We start from the raw sequence: 12,322 nt of genomic DNA, 5'->3' as shown, positions 1-12,322 counted from the left end.
TCACTCCGCCTGGCCGCATCTACATCTTCATTATCCAATGGAGATGCGGTACGCTCAATATACGAGGTCCGACATTCAGACACGAGCACAACAGCAATGTCGTTCAGTTCGTGTCCGAATGTCGGACCTGACCCCGCAGGGTGCATTGCGTGCGCAAGGTCGCGGCCCAGAACAGCAGTGCCGCCGCGCTGACGATGCCACCCAGCGCACATACGCCGGTCCAGCCGGCCACCTCGTACACCGACGTCGCGGCGATCGCGCCGCTGCCGCTGCCCACCGCGTAGAACAGCATGTAGCAGCCCACCAGCCGGCTGTGCGCTTCCGAACTGGCGCGGAAAATCAAACTCTGATTGGTCACCTGCAGCGCCTGCACTCCAAGGTCCAGCGCGAGGATGCCGACGATCAGCGCCGCCAACGCGGCCGCACCACTGCTCATGCCGAACAGACCGAGCGGCAGCCACGCCAGCAGTATCAATAGCAAACCGGCCGCGCTGGTCCTTTGCGCCCAACCGCGATCGGCCCATTGTCCCGCCCGCGAGGCGGCCAGCGTGCCGGCCATACCCACCAGCCCGAACGCGCCGATGGCCGTATGCGAGTAGTTGTAGGGCGGAGCGCTGAGCGGCAGCACGAGCGCACTCCACAGGATGCCGAACGCCGCGAACATCAACATGGCGATCGTGCCGCGCACCCGCAGCACACGGTCGCGCCTCAGCAGCGTGAACATCGAGGCGATCAGTTGCGGATAGGGCAGGGGCCGCGCCGTCGCGGGCAGCACGGACAGCGTGCGCCACAGCAGCGCCGCCATCGCGATCATGGCCAGCGCCGAGGTGCCGTAGACGGCGCGCCAGCCGGCGATGTCGGCGATCAGTCCGGCCAGCGCGCGCGCCAGCAGCAGGCCGGCCACCACGCCGCCCTGCGCGGCGCCGACCACGCGTCCGCGCTCCGACTCGGCCGAGGCGCTGGCGGCGTAGGCGATCAGTCCTTGCGTCATGGCCGTGCCCAACATGCCGACCGCCAGCATTCCCGCCATCAGCGCGGTGGCGTTCGACGCCAGGCTGACACCGGCAAGGGCGGCGGTCAACGCCAGCAATTGCGTCAGCATCAGACCCCGTCGCGGTAGCAGGTCGCCCAGCGGCACCAGTAACAGCAGGGCGAGCACGCTGCCGACCTGCGTGACGGTGATGACGCCGCCGATGGCGGCCCGACCTATGGCGAAATCGGTGGCCAGCGCGTCGAGCAGCGGCTGGGCGTAGTAGACGTTGGCGACGCTGAGTCCGCTTGCGCAGGCGAACAAGGCGACCAAGGGACGGGACATGGCGCCGGATATCGAATGGGAATGCATGACGACCTCTAAACTGGTTGCAAAATAAAACCAGTTGAAGTCTAGCCATTCTAGTTTTAAAATGCAACCAAAGATTTCGAGGACACATCCATGGCAAAACGTAAGTCGATGCAGGATGACGCCTGTCCGGTGGCCCGCTCGCTCGACCTGGTCGGCGATCGCTGGTCGATGCTGATCGTGCGCGACGCCTTCGACGGCATCAGCCGCTTCAGCGATTTCCAGCGCAATCTGGGTGTGGCGAAGAACATCCTGTCGGACCGCCTGAGTGCGTTGGTGGAGCAGGGCGTTCTGACGGTAGAGCCAGCTTCGGACGGCACGTCGTACCAGCAATACGTGCTCACGCCCAAGGGGGAAAACCTGTTCCCGGTGGTGGTGGCGCTGCGCCAGTGGGGCGAGCGCCATCTGTTTGCCAGCGGCGAGCCGCATTCGCTGCTGGTCGAAAAAGCCAGCGGCAAGGCGGTCGCGCCGATGCTGCCGCACGATCACGCCGGGCACGTCTTAAAGCCCGCCCATACGCAGGTGAAGAAAATCACGGTAAAGTGAACAAAGCCGCCGATTCTGTCGCCCTATGTAAATGCGCACGTGCGCGTTGCATATTGGGGTAGAATTATTTGAACGGTCGTGCTTTTCAGCGGCGAACCACATGGAGACAGCATGGATTTGAATTACACGGCGGCGGACTTGGCTTTCCGCGACATGGTGCGGGCTTTCCTCGACGCCAACCTCCCGGCCGACCTGCAAAAGAAGGTGCGCAACCATCTCCGCCTGGGACGCCGCGATTACGTGCGCTGGCACCAGATCGTCGCCAACCAGGGCTGGGCCGCGCCGTCGTGGCCGGTTGAATACGGCGGTCCCGGCTGGACGCAGACGCAGCGCCATATCTGGGAAGAGGAGTGCGGCCGCGCCGGCACGCCGCCCATCCTGCCGTTCGGCGTCAACATGGTGGCGCCGGTCATCATGGCCTTCGGTAACGACGCGCAAAAAGCCTACTACCTGCCGCGCATCCTCAATTGCGAGGACTGGTGGTGCCAGGGCTACTCGGAACCCGGTTCCGGCTCCGACCTGGCATCGCTCAAAACCACCGCCGAGCGCGTGGGCGACCACTACATCGTCAACGGCCAGAAGACCTGGACCACACTGGCGCAGCACGCCGACATGATCTTCTGCCTGGTGCGCACCGACAGCACCGTGCGCAAACAGGAGGGCATCTCCTTCCTGCTGATCGACATGGACTCGCCGGGCATCACCGTGCGCCCGATCATCATGCTCGACGAGGACCACGAGGTCAACGAGGTCTTTTTCGACAACGTCAAGGTGCCGGTGCAAAACCTGATCGGCCAGGAAAACAAGGGCTGGACCTACGCCAAATATTTGCTGGGCCACGAGCGCACCGGCATCGCGGCGGTCGGCCGCTCCAAGCGCGAGCTGCTGTTCCTGAAGAAGATCGCGTCCGAGCATTTCAAGCACGGCAAGCCGCTGTTGCAGGACCCGGTGTTCGCCGCCAAGGTGGCCAACCTGGAGATCGAGTTGATGGCGTTGGAGACGACGGTGCTGCGCGTGATCACGCGCGAATCGCACACGCCGGGGCCGGAGGCGTCGCTGCTGAAGGTGCGCGGCACCGAGATCCAGCAGATGCTGACCGAGTTGATGGTCGAGGCGCTGGGGCCGGACGCCTTCGCCTTCGACACCGACTATCTGGAGGGCCGCTCCGACCATGCCGTCACCGGCGACGACGCCGCCGCGCCGCTGGCGGCCTACTACTTCAATTTCCGCAAGACGTCGATCTACGGCGGCAGCAACGAGATACAGAAGAACATCATCACCCAGATGATCCTGGGACTGTGAGGGAACGGCATGGATTTCAATTTTAAAGAAGAGCAGTTGCAGTTCGCCGATGCCCTGCGTCGCTGGATCGACAAGGACTACGGTTTCGATGTGCGCAAGCGCATCGTGCACTCGGCGACCGGCGTCTCCGACGTCGCCTGGAACACGCTGACCGAATTGGGCATGCTGGCCTTGCCGGTGCCCGAGGCGCAGGGCGGTTTCGATGGCAACGCCGTCGACATGCTGGTGGTGATGCAGGAGCTGGGGCGCGGCCTGGTGGTCGAGCCGTATTTTTCCACCGTATGGGGCGCGCGCTTCCTGGCCTTGGCGGGCAACCAGCATCGGCTGCTGGAGGATGTCGCCAAGGGTGAACTGAAACTGGCTTGCGCGCTGGGCGAAAAACAATCGCGCCACGATCTGGCCGACATCAAGACCATCGCCGGCATCAACGGCGAAGGCTATCGCATCGACGGCACCAAGACGGTGGTGCTCCACGGCGGCCAGGCCGACGCCTTGATCGTCTCGGCCCGCAGCGCCGGCGCCCAGCGCGACGCCAACGGTATCAGCCTGTTCGTGGTGCGGGCCGACACGCCCGGCGTGACGGTGCGCGACTACCGCACCATCGACGGCCTGCGCGCGGCCACCGTGCAGTTCAGCCATGTGGCGGTGCCGGCGTCCGCGCTTCTTAGTAAATTGGGCGGCGGCTGCGAGATGCTCGACGAGGCGGCCGACTACGGCACCGCCTTGCTGTGCGCCGAGGCGCTGGGCGTGATGGACGCGCTGTTCGCCGCCACCTTGGAATATATGAAGATGCGCAAACAGTTCGGCACCCCCATCGGCAGCTTCCAGGCGGTGCAGCACCGCATGGCCGACATGTACATCCACCTGGAGCAGGCGCGCTCGATGGCGATGCTGGCGGCCGCGCGCATGTCCTGCGGCGATATCGAGGAGCGGCGCCGCGTGGTGTCGGCGGCCAAGGTGCGCATCGGCCACGCGGCGAAGTTCATCGGCCAGCAGTCGGTGCAACTGCACGGCGGCATGGGCGTGACCGACGAACTGCCGGCGGCGCATCACTTCAAACGTTTGACGACGATCGAGGCGACGCTTGGCGATGTCGATCATCACCTGGAACGGTTCATCGCGCAGCGCGGATTCGGGCAGCATTCATGATGCGGGCCGTTCGCTTGGTTGTTCCAATGTTTGCGGCCATGTGCGCCGCGCTGCTGATGCATGGCGCCGTCCAGGCCGCCGAGGACTGCGTGGAGCCGCCGCCGGACCCCACCAACACCTACGACGCGCAGCACACCTACGAGAAACTGGCGCCCAAGTATCCGGCGATCCGCATCGCCAGCGCCGGGGTGCCTGCCGATGTACGGGTGGTGGCCGATCAAACGTATATTCAATACGGTACGCATTGCCTGAAGCTGGATATGTATCTGCCGACGAACGCCAAGCAGGATTTGCCGGTGGTGGTGTTCGTACACGGCGGCGGCTGGCGTTCCGGCTTCCGCTCGGAGTTCGTGCCGATGGCCTTGCGGCTGGCGCGCAATGGCTACGCGTCCGTTACCGTCACGTACCGGCTGGCGGGGGAGGCGATGTACCCTGCGGCGGTGCACGATGTGCGCGCGGCGGTGCGCTGGGTGCGCGAGCACGCGGGCGAGTATGGCCTCGATCCCCGGCGGATCGCGCTGGCGGGAGGTTCGGCCGGCGGGCAGATCGCCAGCCTGGCCGGCGTGACCGGGCATATGAACCAGTTCGATCCGGGCGCGGCGACCAGCGATGTGTCCAGCGCGGTGCAAGCGGTGGTGAATATCGATGGCTTGTCCGATTTTACGTCGGAGGCGGCGCGGGCTAACGAGGACGATCCGAAAAAGCCGGTATCGGCGGCCGGGTACTGGTTCGGCGGGCGCTATGCGGAGAAGGCGGCGTTGTGGCGCGAGGCGTCGCCGATTCAGTATGTCAATTCGAGCATGCCGCCGATGCTGTTCATCGGCAGCGCGCAGCCGCGCTTCGCGGTCGGTCGGGAGGAGATGGTCGAGAAGATGACGCAACTGCGCGTGCCGAGCAAGGTGGTGCTGCTGCCCGATACGCCGCATTCGTTCTGGTTGTTCGATCCGTGGTTGCAGCCGACCGTGGATGTGACGGTGGCGTTTTTGAACGCGCAGATGCCGTCGCGGCAAGCCAAGCGGTTTTCGCGGAAGGCGGAGTAGGGGCGCCAGTCATTCACATATATGCACTATCCAGGGAGGTCACTAATGCCTGTCTTCACGACGGATCAACTGATCCGCGCGGTTAGCGCTGTAGAGGGGTGCTCCGCGCCGAATCAAACGCTTTGGATTAGCGAAGTCTGAGAACTTACGCAGTTTGGTGCGTTCATTGAAGTCCTTCAGCCAGGGTGCAGATCCTCGATCAAGCATTGGCACAGTGCGGAAGACGAGATGGTCTATGTTCTTGCCGGTGAGATCACTGTAGTTGAGGGCTTGTCCGAGACGCTCATGCGTGCCGGTTGCGCCGCTACTTTCAAGGCCGGAGTGCAGGTTGGGCACTATCTGGAGAATCGGAGTTCTTCTGAAACGCGTTGCCTGGTTGTTGGAACCCGAGCACCGGTCGATCAAATCACCTACCCGGAGCACGATCGCATTTGTTTGCGAGATCGGTCGCTGTCGGACGACGTATGGACCGACTTTGCTGGGCAGCCTGCGTCCAGCCCGTACTAGAGCCTTACCAAGCGGTGATCGAGTGGTTGTTTAGTGAGAATGTGTGTATTTCCGCCGCTGGTACAACTGTTATTGTGGCAACCTGGTCCGTCAAATAAGCGATGCCATTGCTATGACTATTGCCAAGTACGTCTTGCCACTGCTCATGGCAGTCACGCTCATCCCCGTCGACGCATCCGCAAACGACCCACAAAAGGTGGTCGTTAAGGGAAAGCGCGATCCCTCCACCGTTGTGATTAAAGGCGTGCGCGATCCATCGGCATGGTTCCGGATCGAGAGCCAGCATATGATCGTTTATTCAGACGACGACCCGGATGACGTCATTGAGCTGGTCAAGAATTTGGAACGGCTCGATTATCTGCTGCGCTTGTACCTGAAGCCCTTCATGCAGGGACAAGAAACAATGCCCAAGCTGACGTTGTACTTCCAGGGACGCGTGAGCTGGCCGCCCGAAATGGACGAAAATCCTGCTTCGGCCCTCGGCATGGTCAATAGCTGTGTATCGGCAACTCAAGGGTTTCTTTACGGTGCGGGAAAGAGTTGGAAGTTGGATAACGCGTCGCTGCTGCACGCGGAAGACGATTACACGCTGATGCATAGTCTGTGGCTTTATGCCGAGAATTTCTTGTACCGCCATACGCGCATTCGGGGGCCTGTGTGGTTCATGACCGGCTTCGCAGCGTATTTCGGCGGCGTGCGCTTTACCGATACGCAAATGGCGATAGGGCGCGATGCGGGTACTTCATACAATCTGTTGCAGAGTATTGACGACGGCCGGGAGAGAATACGTCTGTCGTTCGACGAGGTACTACGTTTTAAACCATCGGCCAAGCCTATCGTGGCCCAAAGTCCCGAGTATTTTGAACGATGGGAATTCATGGGGCGCTCCTTTAATCTCATGCACTACATGCTCTCGTCGGAGAACAACCGCGGCAAAATGGTGAAGTACCTCGAGGCAGTCAACGGCGGCAGCGATGTCGCCGATGCTTTCACCGAGCTGTTCGGCCTATCGGGTCGCGATCTCGACGTGGCAATGTGGCGATACCGTCAAGCGTCTCTGAACATCCTTCGGATCGATGTGCCTACGCTGCCCAACGTCCACATCGATTTCACCCGCTTGAGCCGTATCGAGGGCGAATTCGTACTCGACAACGCTGTGCTGAAGACTTGCCCTGCGCCGCCCCAGGGCAAAAGGCTGCTAGCGCGTCTGAGGGGGACCGCAGCAAAAGCGCCCGCCGTCGATTTTGCCCAGATGACCTTGAGCCGCGCCGAGATCGACTGGGGCGATCCGCGCGCCGCTATCGGCTACCTGACACGCGCCCGGGAGAACGACCCCTACAATCCCGAGGTCCATTATCTGTTGGGGCTGGCATATGCGAAGCTGGCGGAAAGCGCCGGCTCGAATAGGCAGGACTTGCTGGCGTCGGCACGCGCCGGCTTGACCCAAGCCGCCGTCCTTGAGCCGGACGCGCCCGAGATATCGTACGCGCTGTTCCGCGTCGAGCTTCTTGGCGCGGCTCCGACCGAAAAAGACGTGGCCAAGGCGATCAACGTCTGGCGTCATGGCTACGACGTTCCCGCATTTACGCGCATGGCCGCGCTGGCCCACGCATGGTTGGGCGACGCCGCCGACGCCTACCAGGCATTCAATACGCTGATAAGAGACGGGCGGAATCCCGAGAACGCCGCGTGGGCGGCAACTTGGCTGGCCAGATTGGAAAAGGGCGTGCCGCAGGCCGAGCTGCTGACGGCGATGCGCGGGGAAAATCCGGCCCCTCACAGTTTCAAGTCATGGGCGGTCGGCGGCCGGTAGGCGAAACCGTGGTCATGCTGGCTTATCGCGTTGGACTGAATGTCTTCCATCCGGCGTTGGATATTTCTAACTTGTCATTAATGTGGATTTTGGGCATGATTACTCACTATTGAGGAGCTTACATGAACCAACGCATCAAGGCGGGCAACTTCTACCTCGACGTTCCCACCGCAGCGAGCTCGCTGGCCAATCATCCTAGTGCCGAAAAGCCATTGATCATGGAGAAATCTGATACGCCTGAGCCGTTGGAGGCGAAGCCTTACATCTATCGTCCCGACGACCCCTTTCAATCTGTCTTATGGACTGATGTCGTATTCGATATGGCTGAACAAAACGAAAGGTCTGAACGTTAAAAAGTAACAATATCGTTGTTGACGCCAATGTGTTTCTGATAGTGTTTGCTAGCGGCCAAGAGCGGAGCTGACTATCCATCTTCAATAAGGAACTGTTCTTGACTATTCAGAACTCTATAGTGCTTTGTTCAAGTCAAACTCCAGAGGATGGCTGGGAGTATATGGTGGCCCACCAGCAATCGTTTATCTGGAGCGACGATGAGGACCAGATAGGAACATGGAACCGCCAACTTGGCGAAGTCTTAGGTGCCGTGGCTGATGAGCCAATGCCCGGTGGAAACGGATCTCAGCAGCTAGTGTTTCGCGATCGAATCGTAGACGTGCAACTGCAATTTAATCGCGATGATCGATTTCGGCTTCTTCACGGACTCGCTGAGGTCACTCATCGGGAATCCGATATCCGGCTATGCTTGGGCTCGACACATAGTAGCGATGTCGCTTTCCTTGCAATGACATGGGCAGACTGGAAAAGCCTGGAGTCCCAATTTGGCGTGGACACTGTTGATTCACATTTTCTTTCATTGAACTGCCCGTTTGATGAGTTTATGGAGGCGGCATTCACAGTACCTGACGTTCCGCAGAGCAGATTGGCACCGGAAATGACTGACTGGGAAGGGGGAGGCAGCTACCAGCCCCACAAGCTTGATTACAGGTTAGTTAATGATGGTCCCGGTCAACCGCGCCTCACAGTATTGCAGGCGCTCGTTGATGAGTACCTTGAAGCGGGACCTGTCACTGTTACGTTTTCACAAAACCCGTCGAAGTTACATATCGACCGCAACGATTTGGTGGAGAGAATTACCGGCCGCCTCGGGGAGATGCAAATTCGCGTATCGAACTTGACATGCACTGGCTTCCTTGTCATCGAGCCAAACGGTGTCGCAGCCGGCTGGCGCACGGACGGTTGGCATCCTCCGCGTCAACTCACCTCTCAGGTGCCCAAGAAATGGTGGCAATTTTGGAAGCGCAGTAACTATAACTAGGGCTGTCTCGCTGTTCAGCCAGAAGCAAGGCAAAAGCCAGATCAGGCTGGCTCGGCCTTCTCTTAACTTTCTTAAACATCGTCGGACTGATCATCTTACTCAAGCTTGAAGACCGAAGTGAAATGGCTCCAGAGATTGCATGCGCCAAGTGCCAAGGTAGGAACTTTGCCGTCGACTCAACTTGTCGTTACTGCAGTGCGGAGTTGTAAAATGGCAGTATTTAAACGGATATACTATATATGCCGTTAAAGGCCGGAATCCGCCTACTACACGCTGAACGGGCCGCGGGCTACTGACTCCGCCCAAGAGCTGCGGTCGTGGCAGGAAATTATCGCTGTAGGTGAGAGGACAAGTAGGGGATGGTCAGTTCAAATTGTGTATTCCCTCGTTGTATGCTATTAACAGGGCTGTTACTCCTACCGCTACTAAGTCAAGCGGAGACGCAGTACAACTCGGTTCCCTCCATGAAGCAGACAGTTGAGACTATCACTGCGGCTGCGGGAATCAACCTGAATTTGGATGCGTGTACTTCAATCAATAAAGTCGGTTTGCGGCCGACCAGTATGATAATGTCGTACACATGCTTCGTTCCCGAATCCTCTAGGCCGCAGCTTCGTTCTGAATTTTTGGCACACGGCTGGAAACCTGAAAAACTTTTGGATGGAGCGATGTCTAAGTTTCGAAGACTGGACCAGACTGCGACACTCTACTGTGATTTTAAAGTAGCCAGTTGCAAACTCCGCCTTGAATACGCCCCTAAGAACAATTGAAATGCAGCGACCTTAAAAAAATCCGAGTTGGCACGGATGAGTCTCGGATGGGTGGCACCAGCGGCCGAGCCGGCCGACTATGGGCGCTGGCGGCCAATATGTAACAACAAGGAAGGAAATAAGTATGACCGTTGGGAAAAAACCGGACGCCGCGCGGCTGGACAAAATTGTGGCGGACGCACGCCGCGCGGCCGACCAGCGCGAGCTGGGCTATCGCGAGCGCTCGCTAAAAATGTATCCGTGGGTGTGTGGGCGCTGCATGCGCGAATTCACGCATACCAACGTTTCGCAACTTACAGTCCACCATCGTGACCACAATCACGACAACAATCCTCCTGATGGCAGCAACTGGGAATTGCTGTGCCTTTATTGCCACGATAACGAACACTCGCGTTATCTTGAGGCCGACCGAGGACTTAGTTTGAAATCCGCCGAGGTCGCGCCGGCAACGCATAATCCGTTTGCCTCATTGGCCGGTCTGATGAAAAAGAAAGAATAAATTAGGCTGGTGCCGACGGCGTGAATAGGTTCAGTCGGCAGTAGCAGCCGTTCGAGAGTGAATAAATGTACTAATCAATGAGCCTATTCTACGCGACAAGACTTGCTCGGGCAGATGGAAGACATCCTCAATAACGGTGGCATAAACTACACGACCTTCCTCCGAACCTAAGCTGTTCAGGGCTGCCCTGATGACGGGCTGGAAGAATTGGCCAAGAGGCGTTCAGTCCGGCGGTTTTCATTGACAATGTTCGGGACGTTTCGGTGTCTGATATTGAATCGGACCTGCATCAGTGTCTCGGGTATGTAGGTGATGCAGGGGCAGGTCCCGAACAGGGCGTTATTGGCTAGGATGGATTGTTGCTTTTGCATTTCTTCGCGAAGGCGGAGGAAAAATACTTATTTGTTCAAGCTCCGATCAATCGGTGAGCAATTGTAGCGGCTGTAGATGGCTGCGGTGATTAGAAAGAACATGATGGAGAACTTGAGTTTTGAGTTATTGCGCTCTTGGATTCGAGAACAAATCGAAATTGAGAGTGAAGCCCTGAGGCGAATGCGCGAGGCTGGCTTAACACCGGCTGGGGTGACCAACGATGAGCGGGAACAGCGATTACGCCGCCTAAATGACACGGTGCAAACCTTGAATGAATTTAACGAGCCTCATTAGTGATAATATAACGGCTCCCTGTCATGTGCGTTATTGGCGACCTGCTGCAAGCGGCCAATAACGGCTGCCAAGAGCAGTCGTTAAGGCAAGTGTGAAATTTTAACCATCGGATTGACTTTATGGAATTGGAACTCTCCGTCAAGGTGTATGAACAAATAGCTGCACTATCGGCATCAGGTGATGCGCTGGCTGGCGTTGGTGACTGGACCAGCAGAGGTCGCCGAAAAAATCTTTCAGTACGCCAACTTCGTTAGTGGTATCTTCACCGTGCGATATATTTTCAAAAGAAATGCAAGATAGATTGGATTTTCTCTCCTTGACTGTTCCTTTTGAATTTGGAAGAAAGAGGACTTCCCAGCAGAATTAAAATTCTGCCTGGCTGGAATCGCGGCTTAGGGGAAGTGGCCGTTTCCGCATTTACGAGTTCTAATTTTTTTAGCGAACAGGATTGTAGAAAGACCGGCGCCATGCGCATATGAATTTTGGGTTTATTGACAGTGTCATCGGTCGGGGCTTCCATGCGCCAGTCGGTTTGTGCTGGACCGATAAGCTCGCCATGAGACGGGCGTCAGGGGCGGGAGTCCAGTTTCCCGCACTTTTCCGACCTACCGGCCTGCCTCCAGTTTCGAGGAAAGAATTTATTGTGGCAACAAAACCGGCTGAGGACTTAAGATGACAGGCACTGTGATGATGCGGCGTTGTTTGCTTGTTTTGCTCGTCGCCCTGCCGCTTTTGGCGCTGGCAAACCCGGTCGACTGCTCGGACAAGCCCGAATGCTGGCCTGAGGGTAGCGCCATGCAAATGGGGCTGCTGCTGAATCAAAAGCAGGAAAAGGCCGAAAAGCAGATGGCGGCGAAGCACGCTGAACTCGTCAGCTTGGTCGTGGCATCCTCCAGCGATTCCACGCCCGTCGACGAGCGACTGATTAAGGCGCTGAAATCACAACAAGTCGCGTGGGCACTGTATCGTAATGGAGAGTGCGAGTTGATCGGCTCCCTCACCGGTGCGGGCGGCTCTTGGCCTTCGACTTGGGCAGCACAATGTGTTGCTAACCATACTGAACTTCGGCTCCGGCGCATACGGTCTGCCATCGCATGCATTCAGAAAATCCCCGACGACAGACGATTTTTTGATCTAAATCGCTGCCTCCAGCAACTTGCGCCGTTGACGAACCGTTAGCTCGGGTCAGCCGTGTATGCGCCGCAGGTGATGCACGCATGGCGGATTACGCTTCGCTAATCCGCCCTACGTGTCTCCACGGTATTTAAGCCGTCTGTGGGTAATCCCCCCACCAAATGATCGCGTTTAAAAGTAGAATTTTCCAAACTCAGATTTTTGAAAGTTCTGCATGAAGA

12 protein-coding genes are annotated in these 12,322 nt (G+C 58.4%); 11 read left to right on the top strand and 1 reads right to left on the bottom strand.

From position 1 onward, the window contains the following. Positions 1 to 103: 103 nt before the first annotated feature. Positions 104 to 1,315 (bottom strand): MFS transporter, encoded by a 1,212-nt coding sequence (locus tag AC07P1_RS33590; protein WP_494699930.1) that lies wholly within the window; start codon positions 1,313 to 1,315, stop codon positions 104 to 106. 117 nt (positions 1,316 to 1,432) lie between these two features. On the opposite strand from AC07P1_RS33590, the gene AC07P1_RS33585 reads away from it, so the two are divergent. The 11 genes from AC07P1_RS33585 to AC07P1_RS33535 all read left to right on the top strand — a co-directional run bounded on the left by AC07P1_RS33585 (position 1,433) and on the right by AC07P1_RS33535 (position 12,146). Then, positions 1,433 to 1,885 (top strand): winged helix-turn-helix transcriptional regulator, encoded by a 453-nt coding sequence (locus tag AC07P1_RS33585; RefSeq protein ID WP_494699929.1) that lies wholly within the window; start codon positions 1,433 to 1,435, stop codon positions 1,883 to 1,885. Between the two features lie 111 nt (positions 1,886 to 1,996). Further along, on the top strand, positions 1,997 to 3,187 hold the full coding sequence (locus AC07P1_RS33580; protein ID WP_090319749.1) for an acyl-CoA dehydrogenase family protein: 1,191 nt from the start codon (positions 1,997 to 1,999) through the stop codon (positions 3,185 to 3,187). A 9-nt stretch (positions 3,188 to 3,196) separates the two neighbouring features. Then, on the top strand, positions 3,197 to 4,336 hold the full coding sequence (locus AC07P1_RS33575; protein WP_494699928.1) for an acyl-CoA dehydrogenase family protein: 1,140 nt from the start codon (positions 3,197 to 3,199) through the stop codon (positions 4,334 to 4,336). Positions 4,337 to 4,362: 26 nt separating this feature from the next. Beyond that, positions 4,363 to 5,376 carry an alpha/beta fold hydrolase gene (locus AC07P1_RS33570; RefSeq protein WP_494699927.1) on the top strand — a complete coding sequence of 338 codons (1,014 nt, stop codon included), beginning with the start codon at positions 4,363 to 4,365 and terminating at the stop codon, positions 5,374 to 5,376. A 165-nt stretch (positions 5,377 to 5,541) separates the two neighbouring features. Beyond that, positions 5,542 to 5,883 (top strand): cupin domain-containing protein, encoded by a 342-nt coding sequence (locus AC07P1_RS33565; RefSeq protein ID WP_494699931.1) that lies wholly within the window; start codon positions 5,542 to 5,544, stop codon positions 5,881 to 5,883. 112 nt (positions 5,884 to 5,995) lie between these two features. Beyond that, on the top strand, positions 5,996 to 7,696 hold the full coding sequence (locus AC07P1_RS33560; protein WP_494699926.1) for a tetratricopeptide repeat protein: 1,701 nt from the start codon (positions 5,996 to 5,998) through the stop codon (positions 7,694 to 7,696). A 122-nt stretch (positions 7,697 to 7,818) separates the two neighbouring features. Next, positions 7,819 to 8,049 carry a hypothetical protein gene (locus AC07P1_RS33555; RefSeq protein ID WP_494699925.1) on the top strand — a complete coding sequence of 77 codons (231 nt, stop codon included), beginning with the start codon at positions 7,819 to 7,821 and terminating at the stop codon, positions 8,047 to 8,049. Between the two features lie 98 nt (positions 8,050 to 8,147). Then, a complete protein-coding gene (locus AC07P1_RS33550) occupies positions 8,148 to 9,032 on the top strand; it encodes a hypothetical protein (RefSeq protein ID WP_494699924.1) in 885 nt (294 codons plus the stop codon). Positions 9,033 to 9,926: 894 nt separating this feature from the next. Continuing rightward, a complete protein-coding gene (locus AC07P1_RS33545; RefSeq protein WP_332852239.1) occupies positions 9,927 to 10,301 on the top strand; it encodes a YajD family HNH nuclease in 375 nt (124 codons plus the stop codon). A 471-nt stretch (positions 10,302 to 10,772) separates the two neighbouring features. Continuing rightward, on the top strand, positions 10,773 to 10,967 hold the full coding sequence (locus tag AC07P1_RS33540; RefSeq protein ID WP_494699923.1) for a hypothetical protein: 195 nt from the start codon (positions 10,773 to 10,775) through the stop codon (positions 10,965 to 10,967). Between the two features lie 672 nt (positions 10,968 to 11,639). Continuing rightward, a complete protein-coding gene (locus AC07P1_RS33535; RefSeq protein WP_494699922.1) occupies positions 11,640 to 12,146 on the top strand; it encodes a lysozyme inhibitor LprI family protein in 507 nt (168 codons plus the stop codon). Positions 12,147 to 12,322 lie beyond the last annotated feature (176 nt).

Source organism: Duganella sp. GW821-FHT07F09 (assembly GCF_059418705.1).
Note: the sequence above shows the minus strand (reverse complement) of the source record. Positions and strands in the feature narration are given on the sequence as shown.

Bases quoted from the DNA above. Each gene is read 5' to 3' on its own strand.
- AC07P1_RS33560 (WP_494699926.1), top strand. From the start codon at position 5,996: ATGACTATTGCCAAGTACGTCTTGCCACTGCTCATGGCAGTCACGCTC.
- AC07P1_RS33575 (WP_494699928.1), top strand. From the start codon at position 3,197: ATGGATTTCAATTTTAAAGAAGAGCAGTTGCAGTTCGCCGATGCCCTG.
- AC07P1_RS33570 (WP_494699927.1), top strand. From the start codon at position 4,363: ATGTTTGCGGCCATGTGCGCCGCGCTGCTGATGCATGGCGCCGTCCAG.
- AC07P1_RS33580 (WP_090319749.1), top strand. From the start codon at position 1,997: ATGGATTTGAATTACACGGCGGCGGACTTGGCTTTCCGCGACATGGTG.
- AC07P1_RS33590 (WP_494699930.1), bottom strand. From the start codon at position 1,315: ATGTCCCGTCCCTTGGTCGCCTTGTTCGCCTGCGCAAGCGGACTCAGC.
- AC07P1_RS33585 (WP_494699929.1), top strand. From the start codon at position 1,433: ATGGCAAAACGTAAGTCGATGCAGGATGACGCCTGTCCGGTGGCCCGC.
- AC07P1_RS33535 (WP_494699922.1), top strand. From the start codon at position 11,640: ATGACAGGCACTGTGATGATGCGGCGTTGTTTGCTTGTTTTGCTCGTC.
- AC07P1_RS33540 (WP_494699923.1), top strand. From the start codon at position 10,773: ATGATGGAGAACTTGAGTTTTGAGTTATTGCGCTCTTGGATTCGAGAA.
- AC07P1_RS33545 (WP_332852239.1), top strand. From the start codon at position 9,927: ATGACCGTTGGGAAAAAACCGGACGCCGCGCGGCTGGACAAAATTGTG.
- AC07P1_RS33555 (WP_494699925.1), top strand. From the start codon at position 7,819: ATGAACCAACGCATCAAGGCGGGCAACTTCTACCTCGACGTTCCCACC.